A 16,507-nucleotide genomic window follows, 5' to 3' on the forward strand; every position below is an offset into this window, starting at 1 on the left:
AAAAAAGGATGAAAAAAATAGGACTTAAAAGTATAGGTGTTTTTGCAATTTCAATGTTCGCAATTGCTATTACTTCATGTGGAGGCAGTAGTGGAGGAGGAGATACTGAGATTAAATTTGATAAAGATGATTTAGTAAATAAATACTGGTTTGCGAATGATTTTATTTCTGATGATTTTAGTCAAGACGATGACGTTATTGTTTATTTCTTTGAAAGAAATGGAGATCTTATTAAACAAGAATATGGCGGACGAGAAGAAAGAGAAGTTGGGACTTGGAGTCTTGATGAGAAAAAATTGGTTATAAAAGATGAAACATTTGGTAATGGGGAGTCTATTGATTGGTTTTTACAAAAGGGGACTGATTCAAATAATCTAGTGCTAAGTGCCGATAATAGACGTAAGTTAAACTGTTCTACAAGTTTCTCTGGACTTAACGATGTTACAGCTGATGCTTTTGTTGTAAGTGAAATTAATTTGGCAGGTGATGTATCTAGATATATGCAATGTCGAGTTACTGGTAGAGATATAAAGGATGCTAAGTTGTTGTTAGAGTCAGGACCGAAATTAGTATTGACAAAAGTAATTGAGGGAACTGAATCTGTATTTGTACTGGGTGAAGATGGCATTAATGAAATTAAATCAGAGACTTTTCCTGAAAATGATGATGCTAAGTTTTATTTAAATTTAGATAAAAATATTGAGGTAAAGTTGTCTGATATTAATGACAATAAATCAATAGCATCTCTAAAGAATGAGATTGACTATAATCAAGGGACTCATCTTGTAAAATGGAATGCTGTAGATGAGAATGACATTTACTATTATGTAGAAATATTAGATTCTGAAGGTAAAATTGTATTTCGAAGTGGTTCTCTACCTGCAGTAGCTAATCAGGAAATGGAGATAGAAATTAATAGATCTGTTGATTCTGTTTTTGAATCTCTTGATGAGCTAAATGTAAGTGAACAATGCAAAGTTCGAATTACAGGGGTGAAATACGAAGACGAAATAAACCCTTCAACGTCAAAGTATGAGGATTATAATGTTCAAGCAAAGACTGTTTTTTCTTATGTGATAATTTGGTCTTAGTTTTCGAAAACTTTTTTAAAAAATAGCCGAATTGGAGATTATCCAATTCGGCTATTTTTGTGTTCGTTTTCACAAAGAGAAATTATTCCAAAATAAAGTAGTTAACGGTCTTTACTAGCAAGTTTGGCTGTTCAGCATGCACCCAATGCCCAGCTTTAGGAATGCTGGTGATTTCAGCATATGGGAAAATGGTTCGAATAAGCTTATGGTCGTTATCGCAGATGTAATTCGATTCCTCGCCTTTTATGAATAAAACAGGGAAGCCAGTAATGCCTTTACCTTTCATAAAAGAACCTTCATCAATGCCATCCATTATTTGTGCTAAGTAGTCGCTGATTGTTTTAATATTCAATTTCCACCCAAAGCTTTTGTCCTCGTTCCTTTTAAGATTCTTCAGAAGGAATTGTCTTACCTTTTCACTTTTAATTTGCTTAGTAAGTTCTATATTTATTTCAGTTCGTGATTTAAATGGGCTTAAATCAATATTTAGAATAACTGACACGAGATGTTCGTGATTGATGGTTTGAGGAGTATAGTCAGAGATTTTGCTGTAGTTCTTAGGTGCAATATCAACAACAAGCAAACTACTAACTCTCTCTGGATGATCTATAGCAAAAAACATGACCGTTTTACCACCCATAGAATGACCCAGAAGAACAGCTTTGTCTATTTGTTGATCGTCCATAAATTCTAGAAGATCGTCTTTTAGGTCTGAATATGTGTGCGAATCAGAATGTGGCGAATTTCCATGGTTTCGCTGATCAATTAAGAAAACTTCGAAATTCTGAGCTAATTCCTTTGCTACAGTTAGCCAATTGTCCAGGCTTCCATATAAGCCATGAACGATTATTAGGGCTGGCCCCTCGCCAAGTTTCTTGTAATTGAGTTTCACGGTTGTCTGTTGGTGAGTAAATGGTTTGATGTGAAGATATAATCCTTCACATCAAACTAATCTGGTTTATTTTAATTGACGCTTGTACATTTGAACGGTATTTTCCATTCCAAAATATAAGGCATCAGCAACTAAGGCGTGTCCGATTGAAACTTCAGCAAGATTGGGTATATTTTCGTTGAAGAACTTAAGGTTCTCAAGACTCAAATCGTGACCAGCATTTATGCCAAGACCAAGTTCATGAGCTTTTTCAGCAGCAATAGCGAATAAGCGAACAGCTTCTTTAGGATTTTCTGGGAAATCTGTTGCGAAAGGCTCCGTGTAGAGTTCTATTCTGTCTGTTCCTGTTTCTTTAGCACCTTCAACATTTTTAAGGTTTGTATCCACAAAAATAGATGTGCGAATACCAGCAGCTTTGAAAGTTGAGATAACTTCAATTAGGAAATCTTTGTTGTTAACCGTATCCCATCCTGCATTCGAAGTTATAGCTTCTGGTGGATCTGGAACTAGAGTTACTTGTTCAGGCTTTACGCTTAATACCAAATCAATAAATTCTTTATTTGGGTATCCCTCAATATTAAATTCAGTCGTAACAATCTTTTTAAGATCTAATACGTCTTGATAACGAATGTGGCGTTCGTCTGGACGAGGGTGAACTGTGATGCCTTCTGCTCCAAATCTTTCACAGTCAGTAGCCATTTTGCAAACATTGGGCGTATTACCACCTCGGGCGTTTCTTAATGTTGCAATTTTGTTTATATTTACACTAAGTCTAGTCATTTTATGAAGAATAATTGAGTTCTTGAAATTAAAACTCAAAATTTGTACTATTTAGTTGTTTTGCTTAAAGGCAAAATTAGAAGTATTTCCTTGAAAAAAAACCTAATATGATTGCAAAAGATTTAATTTCTGATGTTGTTCCGGTTTTGAGAGAGTCTGACACAGGTCTTCAAGCTCTAAATTGGATGGAAATATTTAAGGTTTCTCACCTTCCTATTGTGAGAGGCGATGAATTTATTGGGCTTCTTTCGGATAATGATATTTACGATTTAAATCAGGTTGAAGAACCTATTGGGAAACAGAAATTATCTTTGTTTAGTCCCTTTGTTACGCAAGATCAGCATATATACGACGTAATTGAAAAAGTTTCTCATCTTAAATTAACGGTGATTCCTGTTCTTTTAGAAGATGAAACATATCTTGGTTTGATCACTTTAAGTGATTTGATGCAATATGTCGATAAAATCTTTGCTGTGAGTGAACCTGGAGGCGTTATTGTTTTAGAATTAAACTCCATTGATTATTCTTTGAGTGAAATTGCTCAGATTGTAGAAAGTAATAATGCTAAGATTTTGAGTCTTTACATTAAGTCATCAGATACTTCACGTAAAATTGAACTAACTATCAAGATTAATAAAACAAATTTATCATCTATTATTCAGACTTTCCATCGATACGATTATATCATTAAATCGACTTTCCTAAGAGACGATGATATGCAAGATTTGCTTTTCGATCGTTATAATTCTTTTATGAAATTTTTGAACACCTAATTAATGTGATTCAAAAGCTCCATAATCTTGTTTAGCTTCTCTATTCCCTTATATTTGTGAATAAATTATAATACAAGTTATTGTAATTGTAAATTGATGTGGAGTTTCAGCTCTAGTCATTTGTCTTGAACGCTTACAATATTAAAAACAACATGAAGGTAGCCCTGTTTGGGAAGCAGTTTAGTGAAGATTTTCTAGATAGCTTTAAATTAATTTTAGATGAGTTTAATTCTCATAAAATTGAACTTTGCATTTATCGTCCATTGTACGATTTTATCGTAGATGAATTGGATTTTACTCCAGATGTGACTGATTTCTTTTCTGAGCATGCCGATTTGGATAAAGAAGTAGATTACTTTATTAGTATTGGTGGGGATGGTACTTTTCTTGACGCAGTAACCGTGGTTCAGGATTCTGGAATTCCTATTGTGGGTGTTAATAGTGGGCGATTAGGCTTTATGGCTCATATTGCGCGAGAAGAAATACCAGCGGCGATTTCTGATATTTTTGATGGTAATTATTCGATTGAAGAAAGAACTTTACTAAAGGTTCAAACAAAAGATAATGGGTTATTTAAAGATTTTAATTATGCTTTAAATGAGTTTACAGTTCATAAGAAAGATTCGGCTTCGATGATTACCATTCATACTTATATCGATGGTGAATACTTGAATTCATATTGGGCTGATGGATTAATAATTTCTACACCTACTGGTTCAACAGCCTATTCTTTGAGTGTTGGGGGGCCTATTTTGATTCCGAATACACAAAATTTTGTAATTTCTCCAATATCTCCACATAACTTGACAGTTCGTCCAATTGTAGTACCAAATCATCAGGAGATAAGCCTTAAAGTTGAGGGAAGGAGTGATAGCTATTTAGCATCATTGGATTCCAGATCGGCCAGTTTTGAAGCCTCAAATGAATTAAAAATAAGTAAAGCTGATTTTAAAATTAAGGTGCTGAAATTAAAAACTCATTCTTTTTATACAACCCTCCGAAACAAGCTTATGTGGGGTGTTGATAAGCGTAATTAGTTAGGTTTTAAGGGCTAATGAAAACATTTGTAAACCGCGGTTAATTTTTGTTAAGACCCGAGGTTTTTTCAGATTATATGCTACTTTTGTAGCTTATGATTGAATAATATTCGATACTTAGCGCATCTTATGTTCGAATAAGAAGAATTAAGTTATATAAACGAGTTTTTCATGTATAAATTTATTTTAGGAATATTATTCTTTTTTATTGGTCACTCAATTTTTGCTCAGAATTCATCTGATGTCGGAATTATTGTAGGAGCCAACTATTATTTGGGAGATATTAACCCTAGTAAACAACTTTACTCAAGTTCACCGACAGTAGGTTTCATGTACCGTTATAATATGGGGCCAAGATATGCTTTGAGAACGAGTTTGAGTTTGGGAAATTTAAAAGGTGACGATCTCGATTTTGATAATAAGTATCAACAAGACAGAAATCATTCTTTTGAAACAGAATTGGTTGAGTTTTCCTTACAGATGGAATTTAATTTTCAACCTTTTTTATTGCCATTGTCAAGTAGGGCAAAACGTTTTTCACCCTATATTACAAGCGGTTTGTCGTATATATCATCTAGTAGTACGACATCATCAATAGCTATTCCAATGGGAGTAGGATGTAAATATATAATTGGTAAACGTTGGACAGCTGCTGTCGAGTGGTCGTTTAAAAAGACCTTTACCGATGATTTGGATGGTTTAAGTGATCCGAATAAATTAAATATTGCCAATAAGTTACACAATGATGATTGGATATCATTTTTAGGTGTAACATTAACATTGCAACTCTTTAACGATCTGCAATGTCATGCATATGATAGAATAGTAAAATAATATATGTCGATTACAGATAAGATCATAAAAGAAAGATTACCCAAGCATATTGCTATTATCATGGATGGTAATGGTCGATGGGCAAAGGAGAGAGGCGAGCATCGTATTGTTGGTCATCAGAATGGTGTGGAAGCTGTTCGACAAACCGTTGAAGCTGCTGCTGAGCTTGGTATATCTTATCTGACACTTTATGCATTTTCTACTGAAAATTGGAATCGTCCTAAAGATGAGGTTTTAAGCTTGATGTCATTACTTGTTGATGCCATCGAACATGAGACTCCAACTTTGATGAAGAATAATGTTCGATTAAAAGCTATTGGAGATCTAAGTACTTTACCTGATGAGGTAAGATCGAAATTAGATGGTACAATTGAGAAAACTGGAGTTAATACAGGATTGACTTTGGTATTAGCATTAAGCTATAGTGCACGATGGGAAATTATTGATGCCGTAAAACAAATAGCTCTTAAAACAAAAGATGGAGAACTTTCAGTTGAAGATATTGATGCTTCTGTGTTTGAAAATCATCTGACTACAAAGGGGATTCCTGATCCCGAATTGGTCATTCGCACTAGTGGTGAGTACCGAATTAGTAATTTTTTGTTGTGGCAAATTGCCTATTCTGAATTCTATTTTGCAAAATTGTTTTGGCCTGACTTTAACAAGGATGAGCTTTGTAAAGCGATTTTAGACTATCAAAATAGAGAAAGACGTTTTGGTAAAATTAGTGAGCAAGTAAATAATAAGTAAGAATTAACTATTCAATTAGATAATGATTAAACGATTAACTTTCCTCTTTTCTCTTCTTATAAGTTTAAGCACTTTAGCACAAGAAGCCGATACTATTTACAATCCTACGGTGAACTATGCTTCGCCAAAAAAATATGAAATTGGTGGTGTCACTGTTTCTGGTATTAAACATCTCGAAAGTGATGTCTTGATACGAATAGCAGGCTTTAAAGCTGGTGAACAACTTGATGTTCCAGGAGAAAAAATCACTAAGGGTATTCAGAAATTATATAAGCAAGGCTTATTTTCTGATATAAATATTAGTGCAACTAAACTGATAGGTAAGAAAATATACTTAAATATTCATCTTCAAGAACGACCTCGTTTATCTAGTGTAAACTTTGGAGGTCTTTCCAAAAGTGAAACAACAAAACTTAAAGAAAAGTTGAAGTTGATGAAGGGGATTCAGGTAACAGATTTCTTAATTAATAATGCAGAAATAGTCGTTAAAGATTATTTTAAAGAGAAAGGTTACTACAATACTGATGTTAACATTGTGCAACGAGATGCTACAGATGAAGAGAATAGTGTTGTATTGGATATTCTTGTAGATAGAAGTAATAAGATTAAAGTTCGAAATATTTTTGTTGAGGGAAATAATGAATTTACATCAAAGAAGATTAAGAAATTCATAAAGAATACAAAGGAGAAGAAATTGAAAAACTTCTTGAAATCTTCTAAGTATATCGAGGAAAAGTGGGAAGAAGACAAAATGACTTTGATCGAGAAGTTTAATGAGAAAGGTTTTCGAGACGCATTAATTATTTCTGATAGTATTGTTGAAGTTGAGGATGATCGAGTTGATATTTACTTAAAATATAAAGAAGGGAATCGTTATTATTTTAATAATGTAACTTGGGTTGGTAATACCGTTTATAATTCTTTCGTTCTTGATCAAATTCTAAACCTTAAAAAAGGAGATACTTATAATAGAACCCTATTGGATAAAAGACTAACAATTGAAGATGATGCTGTTAGTAATCTTTATTTAGATAATGGGTATTTATTCTTTAACGCAAATCCTGTAGAGACGGTTGTTGGTACGGATTCAATTAATATTGAAATGCGTATTATCGAGGGGAAGCAAGCCTATATCGATAGAGTAAATATTATTGGTAATACAAAAACACATGAGCATGTAGCTCGAAGAGAGCTTCATACGTATCCTGGCGAATTGTTCAGTAAAAAAGATATTATTCGTTCTGTACGTGAATTAGCTCAATTAGGACATTTCGATCCTGAGGCAATTAATCCTGATATTCAACCTAAACCAGAAAGTGGAAAAGTTGATATTAATTATGAGTTAGAAGAAAAGGCTAATGACCAGATTGAGCTTTCAGGAGGTTGGGGTGCTGGTATGATTATTGGTACTGTAGGTTTGAAATTTTCAAACTTTTCTATCCGTAATATGTTTAATAAAGAAGCGTGGAGTCCACTTCCAACTGGTGATGGACAGACATTGAGTATCCGAGCACAAACGAATGGTTCATATTATAGTTCATATAGTATTTCATTTGTAGAACCTTGGTTGGGAGGTAAGAAGCCTACATCCTTGAGTACCTCTTTCTATTACTCAAAACAGTCAGGATATAGTCGTTCGTATAGTCAATATAATAACAGTCAGCCAAATTCAGATCAACAACAAGAAGTTTTGGGTATGAGTGTTGGTTTGGCAAGACGATTAAAATGGCCAGATGACTTTTTTACCTTACAGAATGAGATAAGTTATCAAAATTATCGATTAAAGGATTGGCAGTATTATCTAATTCATGATGGAACATCGAATAACTTTAGTTTTACAACAACTTTATCCCGAAGTTCTATTGATAATCCTTTATATACAAGAAGAGGTTCTTCATTTTCTTTAAGTATGAAAATTACACCTCCTTATTCTTTGTTTGATAATGTCGATTATTCTCGACTAACAAATAGCGATAGAGACCAACAGGAGAAATACAGATGGATTGAATATCATAAGTGGGTGTTTAAAGGCAAAATGTTTTCACCGATATTGAATAAGAATGACAAATTGGTTCTATATACAGGAGCCGAGTTTGGTTACCTGGGTCACTATAATAAAGACAAGCGTTCTCCTTTCGAAGGTTTCGAAGTAGGGGGTGATGGTATGTCAGGATATTCAATGTATGGTAGCGATAATATTGGTCTACGTGGATATGGTAATGGAACTTTAACTCCTGTTGCTGCTAGTGGTCAGCGCTTGGGTGGTAATATTTATTCTAAATTTACAGCTGAAGTTCGTTATCCATTATCTTTAAGTCAATCTGCAACTATTTATGCTCTAGCTTTTGCTGAGGCAGGTAATGCATGGTACGATTTTGAAGATTTCCAACCATTCAACGTTAAGCGTTCAGCAGGTGTTGGTATGAGAATTTTCTTACCAATGTTTGGATTGTTAGGAATTGATTGGGCATATGGATTTGATGATGCCAATAGAGCAGGTGAGAATGGTAGTCAATTCCATTTTGTAATTGGTCAGCAGTTTTAACATATTTTGATTATTTATAAATTGATGTTGTCTTTATTTCTATTAAATTTATAATTAGTATATTCGATACTTTCAAAAAAAATAATCACAGATGTCATTAATTTCCAATTAAAAGACTAATTAATCAAACAAATATTATGATGAAGTATTTGGTATGTGTTTTAAGTTTCGTTCTGTTTGGTACTTTGAGTTTAAGTGCGCAACAACAACGATATGGTTTTGTTGATACAGCGTATATACTCGATCATGTACCAGATTATAAATCTGCACAAGATCAATTGAACGAAATTTCGGCTAAGTGGCAATCTGAGATCGAAGGTGTTTATATCGAGATTAAGAATTTGCATGCTAAATTACGTAAAGATCAGGTCTTCTTATCTCCTGAGTTGAGATCAAAAAAAGAAAAAGAAATTCTTGAAAAAGAGGCTTTGGCTCAAAAATTGCAGAATCAGTATTTTGGACAGAATGGTGCTCTATATAAAAAGAGACAAGATTTGGTTCGTCCAATTCAAGATGATATTTATGATGCTATTAAAGAAATCGCTAAGGCTGGTAATTATGGAATGATTATTGATAAAGCTAATGGACCAACGATCATTTATAGTAATAATAAATTTGACCTTAGTGATAAGGTTTTATATAAATTAGGAATAAGAGTAAATAAACAATAAAACGATGAATTTGATTTGGTCAATTTAATTGCTGATTCAACTTCATATTTAAAAAAGAAACCAAATGAAAAGAATTTTAAAAGTTACTTTGTTAGCCGTAGTGCTTTTGACTAGCGCTAATACTTTTGCTCAGACTCTTAAATTAGGTCATATTGACTCTTCTAAGCTTTTAGCTATAATGCCTGAGAAAGATATGGCACAGAAGCAAATTGAAACAAAAGCTAAAGAATTCGATACGCAAATTAAAGCGATGCAGGCTGAATATCAGGGACTTGTTGAGCTTTATGTAGCTGAAAGAGAGACTTTGTCTGAAGCTATTCGTAGTGATAGAGAAAAAGCAATTCAAGATTTGCAGAACCGTATGCAAACTTTTGATCAATTTGCACAAAACAAAATCCAAACAACTAGACAAGAGTTATTGAAACCTATTTTTGATAAAGCTTCAAAAGCGATTAAAGAAGTTGGTGAAGAGAATGGGTTTACATATGTATTAGACCTTAGTACTGGTGTTGTTTTATTTAATTCAACATCTAGTATCGATATTATGCCACTTGTGAAAACAAAATTAGGTATCCAGTAGGAACACTTGCTTTGGCAAATGAAAATATTTAAAGGTAGGCTTAGCAATAAGTTCTACCTTTTTTTTGTATCATTAGGTGAGTTTTATATCAAGTATTTTTAATCTAATGAGTAACACGTTTAACGATCTTTCTTCTACAAAACGACCAATAGGGGTTTTCGACTCTGGTTATGGCGGTTTAACCATTCTTGATGAACTGATTAAGCTTATGCCTCAATATGACTTTATTTATTTGGGAGATAATGCACGTGCTCCTTATGGTACACGATCTTTTGATGTTATCTACCAGTATACCTTACAAGCCGTAGAAAAATTATTCTCTATGGGATGTCAGTTGGTTATCCTGGCTTGTAATACAGCATCAGCTAAAGCCTTGAGAACTATTCAACAGAGAGATTTACCTCGTATAGCACCCAATAGGAGAGTTTTAGGCGTTATTCGACCAAGTGTTGAGCAATTAGGAGTCTTAAGTCACACAAAGCATGTAGGAGTGATGGGGACACTTGGTACCATAAGGTCAGAATCATACTTAATGGAAATGACTAAATTGTATCCTGATTTCACAGTTGTTCAAGAAGCTTGTCCAACATGGGTGCCTTTAGTTGAGAATAGAGAGTTCGATAATGAAGGGGGACGATATTTTATTAAAAAGCATATTGATTCACTAATGTCGAAAGATCAACATATAGATACCATTATATTGGCATGTACACATTATCCCATTTTGAATAAAGTAATTGAATCTTTTTTGCCCAGTCATATTCAATTAATATCTCAAGGACAGATAGTAGCTAGAAGTTTAATGGATTATTTGCAACGGCACCCTGAGATAGATGAAGTTTGTTCTAAAGAGGGGCTTCTTCAATTTTTTACGACAGAATTTATTACTGATTTTGAAGAAAAGGCAGGCGTGTTCTTAAAACGAGACTTAAAAGCCCAGCATATCACTTTAAGTTAGTCATGTACAATAACTGTAGATTAATTGTACATGACTAGTAAAACATTATTACTCATACCAACTAGCATACATTGCATATGAGTTGGCGATTCGATTAATTTCTCCTTCGAGTAGCTCAGGACTTAATTCCTTAATCTTTTTGGCTGGGGAACCAGCATAAACACTTCCTGATTCCACATGAGTTCCTTTTGTTACAACAGCACCTGCAGCAATAATTGCATTAGACTCTATTATGGCATCATCTAATACAACAGCACCCATACCTATTAAAACATTGTCTTTTATAGTACACCCATGTACAACAGCATTGTGTGCGATAGATACATTGTTACCAATATTTGTTGGTGACTTTTGGTAGGTTGCATGTATTGTCGCATTATCTTGAATGTTGACATTGTTTCCAATTTTAATGTAATGTACGTCACCACGAAGTACCGCTCCGAACCAGATGCTACATCCATCTCCCATTTCTACATCTCCAATAATACTAGCATTAGGTGCCAAGAAACAATTTTCTCCCATTTTTGGAGATTTTCCTTTTAGATCTATAATATAAGCCATGTCTTATTTTTCTTATTTAGTTTGAATTTAAATACAAATTTAAATAAAAATTAGATACTAAAATTGGGAATTTATTAATGTTGAAATTTGAGTAAAAACAACATATTTTAACATACATTAACTTGTCTGCCTGCGTTGTAGGGCCATTATGATTTATTGAAATTTTGATTAAAACGATTATGATGTTTATTATCTACTTTATAATTTTAATATAATACTCGCATATTGTTGTCCAGAATGCTTTGATTATTTAAGAAAATTTCACACTTTTGGTAGTGCTTAAATCAATTTTGTAGTCTTGAAAAGCGGTGTAACCCCCATGAGTAAAGACTTACGACTAGATTTTAAGAGCGTTAGCACGATGATTCTATTGTTTTCTGAATAGTTGCAAATGATTACTAATATTTTCTGAGTGTCAATAAATGTTAATTAACCACTAACTAAAAATTTATGAAAAAAAGTCTATTTTCGATGTTAATCCTTTGCCTAATTGGATTACAGAGCGTATTCGCTCAAAGTCGAGAAGTTTCAGGGGTTGTGACATCAGCCGAAGACGGTTTGTCTATACCTGGAGTTTCAATTATTGTAAAAGGTACTACTATTGGTACTTCTACGGATTTTGATGGAAAGTATACTATTAGCGTACCTGCTGATGGTAAATTTCTTATCTTTTCATCTGTAGGAATGAAAAAAATTGAAGTAGCTATTGCTTCAAATGTTATCAACATGGTTATGGAATCCGAGTCAGTTGGTATGGATGAAGTAATTGTAGTAGCTTATGGTACTAAGAACAAGAGAGCTATTACTGGTGCTATTACTAGTGTTGGAGCTGATGTTTTGGAAAATCAGATTGCAGTTTCTCCTATTAGTGCAATTCAAGGTGCTGCTCCTGGTGTTAACATCTTAACTTCTGGTGGACAGCCTGGTGAAAATCCAACGATTCGTATTAGAGGTGTTGGTTCTGTAAATGCTTCTGCTGATCCACTAATCGTTGTTGATGGTGTTGTTTTTTCGGGTAACTTAAATTCAATTAGTTCTTCTCAAATTGAAACTATTAACGTTTTAAAAGATGCTTCTGCATCTGCTTTGTATGGATCAAGAGCTTCTAATGGTGTTATCTTGATAACAACTAAAAGTGGAAAGTATGTTAAGAAAGATGCGACTATCTCTATTAATGCAAGAGCTGGTGTTTCTAATGCAGCTGTAGATTTGTATGACTATGTAGGTTCTGAGGATTATATGAAATATTCTTGGGAATCTATTAGAAATGGTGAATTGCCAGATAATGCGACTGCTGCTGATTATACTACTGCAGGGCAAACTGCAACTAATAATTTGATTACAACTCTAGGTTACAATCCTTATGATACTGCAAATCCAGTAGGAGCAGATGGTCAAATTGTTGCCGGAGCAAATCTTAAATATGATTCAGATTGGTATGATGCTTTATCAAACGATAATGCATTTTATAATGAGTACGATTTAAGTGTTAGTGGAAGTAGCGACAATGTTGTTTACTTTATTAACGGTAACTACCTTAAGCAAGAAGGTGCTATTATTGAGTCAGAATTCGAAAGATATTCAGGACGTATTAACCTTAAAGCAAAATTAAGAGACTGGATGGAAATGGGTACTAATACTTCTTTCTCTAAATCTATCCAGAATTACCCAAATCAAGCTGGTAACTCATATACTAGTATTATGCAATGGGCGAATTCTGTAGCTAATATTTATCCTATTTACCAAAGAGATGCTAATGGTGATCTTAAATTCGAAAATGGATCTAAGATGTATGACTATGGTAATGCAAGTGGGCAAGCAGTAAATGCTGTTCGACCTGTTTTAGGTGGTGAAAATGCAGTGTCTTCTTCATTAATAAATGAGATTCTATACACGCGTTCAAATCTATTTTCGTCAACTTTCCTTAAGATTGACTTACATAAGAACCTTTCTTTTAGAACTAATTTTGGTTACGAAAGATATGTGTATGACTCTAATGAATATGATCATTATAAATTTGGATCTGCTTCTTCAGTAGGTGGTCGTGTTTCTCAGCAGAGAACAATTACTGAGACAACAACAATTACTAACTCGTTGAATTATAAGAAAGATTTTGAAGATCATTCAATTGCAGTTGATGTTATTTCTGAGATGTATGATTATAATTATGATCGTATGTCAGCACAAGGAACAGGTTTTTTACCTGGAGTAAAAGTAATGTCTGGTAGCACTCTTCCTGAAAGTGTTGGTGGATATGTTAATTCTGAAAGACTTGAGTCTTATATGGCTCGTGTTGATTATAACTACAAGCAACGTTATTTTCTTGATTTTAGTGCAAGAAGAGATGGATCTTCAAGATTTGCTGAAGATAACCGTTGGGGTACTTTCTACTCAATTGGTGCTAACTGGATTTTGTCTGATGAAAATTTCATGAAGAGTTTCGCTGATAAAATTGACTTGTTAAAGATTAGAGGTTCTTATGGTGAGCTAGGTAATAATAGAGGTATTGGTTATTTCCCATACTATGCAGCTTATGATACAGGATGGAATAATGGTGAAAACACTGGAGTTCTTCAAGGTGGTATTGTTGATCAAAATATTAAGTGGGAGAAAACTGCTTTGTTCAACGTTGCTATTGACTATGGTTTCTTCAATAATAGAGTAACAGGTTCTGTTGAGTATTATAGTAAGGAAGCTATTGATCTATTATTTGATATGCCTTTACCTTCTTCTACAGGAAACACAGCTGTAACAACTAATATTGGTACGGTTAAGAACTCAGGTTTTGAGTTTATTGTGAATACTGTAAATGTACATACTGATGATGTTTATTGGACTTCAACTTTTAATATTTCAACTAACAAAAATGAGTTGACTAAGTTGCCACAAGAAGAGATTATTAATGGTACTAAGAAGTGGAAAGTAGGAAAATCTATGTATGATTTCTTTATTAGAGATTATGCTGGAGTTGATGAACAGACTGGTGAAGCTCTTTGGTTAATGGATGTTGAAGATGCAGAGGGTAATGTAACCCAAGAAACAACAAATGATTATAATGAAGCTGATCGTTATTACCAAGGATCTTCTTTACCTGATTTTACTGGAGGTTTTGGTTCTTATTTCAAGTATAAGAATTTTGATTTGAACGTTCAGTTTAACTTTAGTGTTGGTGGACAACTTTATGATTATTCTTATGCAGGATTAATGGGAAGTCTTGACAGACCAGGTCGTCAACTACATGTTGACATTAAGGATCGTTGGCAGAAACCAGGTGATATTACAAATACACCTAAGTTGACTACTGAAGATAATGATTATAATGGAACTTCTACTCGTTTCCTATTTGATAATGATTACTTAAGAATGAAGGCTTTAACTATTGGTTATAACCTTCCTGAATCTCTTTTGAAAAAGACAAAATTGAGTAAGTGTCGTTTCTATTTCCAAGCTGATAATTTGTTGACTTTCTCAACAATAAAGGGTATCGATCCTGAGCAAAGTTTAGCTGGAACTACTGATAGTCGTTCAAATATTATGAAGACTGTATCAGTTGGTGTTAACATAGAATTTTAACCTACTAAAAATTAAGAAATGAAAAAAATATATATACTATTAGCAAGTATTGCTATCTTGGTAGGAGGATTTGGATGTTCAGGTTATCTTGATGATCCAAAGCCCACAGATGTGCTTACAGCACAAGATATCTATGGTTCGAATGAAGGGGTTCAAGCATACTTCTCAGGGATTTATAGAATGTTTAGGAGTCAGTATTCAGATGGTAACACTCATTTCGGTGGGGTTTACTCAATGTATTATGCTAGATCTGTTAAAGCTAATGACCTAATTTCTGGTCCAACATGGTTTTTATATGACTATGCTCATACTTATCGTACTCCATCAAAAATGAGAGTAACTATAACTTGGCAGTATTTTTATGAATTGATTAATCATGCTAATACCATTGTTAAGGAAGTAACAGCTAGTTCAGCAATTGCTGAAGCTGATAAGCCTGCTTTCATTGCAGAAGCAAAAGCTTTACGTGCATTTGCATATTTTCAATTGTATTTAGAGTACTATTCTAAGGATTCTGGTTTGCAAACACCTCCTTTGTATAAGGAGCAAGTTACAGAAGCTGGACCTATGTCTAATCCTGCAGAATATGAAGCTTTCATGATTCAAGATATTAATGAAGCTATAGCTGGATTAACAGATAGTAGAATTAATAAGTCATACATGAATAAAAGCGTTGCTCAAGGACTTAAAGCTCGTATTTTAATGGCTTTAAATCAGGATTGGGATCAAGTTGAAGCTGCTGCTAGCGCTGCCTATGGTGGAGATGCTGTTGCTGCTTTAGACGGTGCTTCTATATATGCTACTGGTTTTGATGATATGGGTTCTGATGAAGTTCTTTGGAGTATGGATCAGCAAGCTGACCAGTCTAATTATTATTACATTGCACCTCATGCTTTTGCCGATCATAATCAAAATGCTTATTTTGGAATGTTCTGTAATAATACATTTGTAAATGAATTTTCTGCAACTGATGTAAGAAATGAATTTTGGAATGGTTATGGAGTTCCTGCTACAGATTACAGACAATATATCACTGATAAATTTGTATTCGCTTTCGATTCAGATATGCACTTAATGAGAAAAGCAGAAATGGTTCTTATTGATGCTGAAGCTAAGTATCGTAATGGTAAAGTGGCTGATGCTCACACTTTACTTTATGCTTTACAATTAGATCGTGATCCTAGTGCTGTTAAGTCTGCAAATGCAGGTGCTGCTTTACTAGAAGAGATTCTTTTGGAAAGAAGAAAAGAGCTTTATGCTGAGCTTGGTGTTGAGTGGTTTGATGCGAAGCGTTTGGTTAGAGGTATCACTCGTGATGGTAACCATCGTGTAGATATTACTTTAGAGCCAAATGATAAGAGATTTTTCTTAACAGTTCCTCAAGCTGAGATTGATGCTAATGTTCTTATTGATGATACTGTGAATGATAACAGATAATTAATAACATTTTATACTTAAATTA

14 protein-coding genes are annotated in these 16,507 nt (G+C 33.7%); 11 read left to right on the plus strand and 3 right to left on the minus strand.

Translation table 11 applies throughout. The features are described from left to right. Positions 1-8: 8 nt before the first annotated feature. Positions 9-1,091 carry a hypothetical protein gene (locus ACXR6G_RS10595; protein ID WP_458361399.1) on the plus strand — a complete coding sequence of 361 codons (1,083 nt, stop codon included), beginning with the start codon at positions 9-11 and terminating at the stop codon, positions 1,089-1,091. Between the two features lie 82 nt (positions 1,092-1,173). On the opposite strand, the gene ACXR6G_RS10600 is transcribed toward ACXR6G_RS10595, so the two are convergent. After that, the gene (locus ACXR6G_RS10600) at positions 1,174-1,983 is read right to left on the minus strand and encodes an alpha/beta fold hydrolase (protein ID WP_458361400.1); all 810 of its coding nucleotides are present in this window, start codon (positions 1,981-1,983) and stop codon (positions 1,174-1,176) included. A 66-nt stretch (positions 1,984-2,049) separates the two neighbouring features. Then, a complete protein-coding gene (locus tag ACXR6G_RS10605) occupies positions 2,050-2,763 on the minus strand; it encodes a pyridoxine 5'-phosphate synthase (RefSeq protein ID WP_458361401.1) in 714 nt (237 codons plus the stop codon). A 107-nt stretch (positions 2,764-2,870) separates the two neighbouring features. On the opposite strand from ACXR6G_RS10605, the gene ACXR6G_RS10610 reads away from it, so the two are divergent. The 8 genes from ACXR6G_RS10610 (at position 2,871) to murI (ending at position 10,911) form a co-directional block, all read left to right on the plus strand. After that, a complete protein-coding gene (locus ACXR6G_RS10610) occupies positions 2,871-3,536 on the plus strand; it encodes a CBS domain-containing protein (RefSeq protein ID WP_458361402.1) in 666 nt (221 codons plus the stop codon). Between the two features lie 152 nt (positions 3,537-3,688). Further along, positions 3,689-4,573 (plus strand): NAD kinase, encoded by an 885-nt coding sequence (locus ACXR6G_RS10615; protein WP_458361403.1) that lies wholly within the window; start codon positions 3,689-3,691, stop codon positions 4,571-4,573. Positions 4,574-4,744: 171 nt separating this feature from the next. Beyond that, positions 4,745-5,407, plus strand: coding sequence for a type IX secretion system protein PorG (gene porG / locus ACXR6G_RS10620; protein ID WP_458361404.1), 663 nt, complete (start codon positions 4,745-4,747; stop codon positions 5,405-5,407). Positions 5,408-5,410: 3 nt separating this feature from the next. Next, a complete protein-coding gene (locus tag ACXR6G_RS10625) occupies positions 5,411-6,157 on the plus strand; it encodes an isoprenyl transferase (protein ID WP_458361405.1) in 747 nt (248 codons plus the stop codon). A 22-nt stretch (positions 6,158-6,179) separates the two neighbouring features. After that, positions 6,180-8,702 (plus strand): outer membrane protein assembly factor BamA, encoded by a 2,523-nt coding sequence (bamA, locus tag ACXR6G_RS10630; RefSeq protein WP_458361406.1) that lies wholly within the window; start codon positions 6,180-6,182, stop codon positions 8,700-8,702. A gap of 137 nt (positions 8,703-8,839) precedes the next feature. Further along, the gene (locus ACXR6G_RS10635; RefSeq protein WP_458361407.1) at positions 8,840-9,373 is read left to right on the plus strand and encodes an OmpH family outer membrane protein; all 534 of its coding nucleotides are present in this window, start codon (positions 8,840-8,842) and stop codon (positions 9,371-9,373) included. Between the two features lie 64 nt (positions 9,374-9,437). Next, on the plus strand, positions 9,438-9,953 hold the full coding sequence (locus ACXR6G_RS10640) for an OmpH family outer membrane protein (protein ID WP_458361408.1): 516 nt from the start codon (positions 9,438-9,440) through the stop codon (positions 9,951-9,953). Positions 9,954-10,059: 106 nt separating this feature from the next. Further along, complete coding sequence (gene murI / locus ACXR6G_RS10645) at positions 10,060-10,911, plus strand: glutamate racemase (RefSeq protein ID WP_458361409.1); 852 nt, start codon at positions 10,060-10,062, stop codon at positions 10,909-10,911. Positions 10,912-10,959: 48 nt separating this feature from the next. On the opposite strand, the gene ACXR6G_RS10650 is transcribed toward murI, so the two are convergent. Then, entirely contained in the window at positions 10,960-11,472 is a 513-nt protein-coding gene (locus tag ACXR6G_RS10650; RefSeq protein WP_458361410.1) for a gamma carbonic anhydrase family protein, read from the minus strand. Between the two features lie 450 nt (positions 11,473-11,922). Between ACXR6G_RS10650 and ACXR6G_RS10655 the strand changes: the two genes are divergently transcribed. Both ACXR6G_RS10655 and ACXR6G_RS10660 read left to right on the plus strand, forming a co-directional pair. Continuing rightward, positions 11,923-15,045, plus strand: a complete 3,123-nt coding sequence (locus ACXR6G_RS10655) for a SusC/RagA family TonB-linked outer membrane protein (protein WP_458361411.1) — start codon at positions 11,923-11,925, stop codon at positions 15,043-15,045. An 18-nt stretch (positions 15,046-15,063) separates the two neighbouring features. Beyond that, entirely contained in the window at positions 15,064-16,482 is a 1,419-nt protein-coding gene (locus ACXR6G_RS10660) for a RagB/SusD family nutrient uptake outer membrane protein (protein ID WP_458361412.1), read from the plus strand. Positions 16,483-16,507: the final 25 nt, after the last annotated feature.

It is taken from the genome of Ancylomarina sp. YFZ004 (genome assembly GCF_054254355.1).

Excerpts from the sequence above, each read along its gene's own strand:
- ACXR6G_RS10615 (WP_458361403.1), top strand. The coding sequence starts at position 3,689 with ATGAAGGTAGCCCTGTTTGGGAAGCAGTTTAGTGAAGATTTTCTAGAT.
- bamA (WP_458361406.1), top strand. The coding sequence starts at position 6,180 with ATGATTAAACGATTAACTTTCCTCTTTTCTCTTCTTATAAGTTTAAGC.
- ACXR6G_RS10660 (WP_458361412.1), top strand. The coding sequence starts at position 15,064 with ATGAAAAAAATATATATACTATTAGCAAGTATTGCTATCTTGGTAGGA.
- ACXR6G_RS10650 (WP_458361410.1), bottom strand. The coding sequence starts at position 11,472 with ATGGCTTATATTATAGATCTAAAAGGAAAATCTCCAAAAATGGGAGAA.
- ACXR6G_RS10640 (WP_458361408.1), top strand. The coding sequence starts at position 9,438 with ATGAAAAGAATTTTAAAAGTTACTTTGTTAGCCGTAGTGCTTTTGACT.
- ACXR6G_RS10635 (WP_458361407.1), top strand. The coding sequence starts at position 8,840 with ATGATGAAGTATTTGGTATGTGTTTTAAGTTTCGTTCTGTTTGGTACT.
- ACXR6G_RS10605 (WP_458361401.1), bottom strand. The coding sequence starts at position 2,763 with ATGACTAGACTTAGTGTAAATATAAACAAAATTGCAACATTAAGAAAC.
- ACXR6G_RS10610 (WP_458361402.1), top strand. The coding sequence starts at position 2,871 with ATGATTGCAAAAGATTTAATTTCTGATGTTGTTCCGGTTTTGAGAGAG.
- ACXR6G_RS10595 (WP_458361399.1), top strand. The coding sequence starts at position 9 with ATGAAAAAAATAGGACTTAAAAGTATAGGTGTTTTTGCAATTTCAATG.
- murI (WP_458361409.1), top strand. The coding sequence starts at position 10,060 with ATGAGTAACACGTTTAACGATCTTTCTTCTACAAAACGACCAATAGGG.
- porG (WP_458361404.1), top strand. The coding sequence starts at position 4,745 with ATGTATAAATTTATTTTAGGAATATTATTCTTTTTTATTGGTCACTCA.
- ACXR6G_RS10655 (WP_458361411.1), top strand. The coding sequence starts at position 11,923 with ATGAAAAAAAGTCTATTTTCGATGTTAATCCTTTGCCTAATTGGATTA.
- ACXR6G_RS10625 (WP_458361405.1), top strand. The coding sequence starts at position 5,411 with ATGTCGATTACAGATAAGATCATAAAAGAAAGATTACCCAAGCATATT.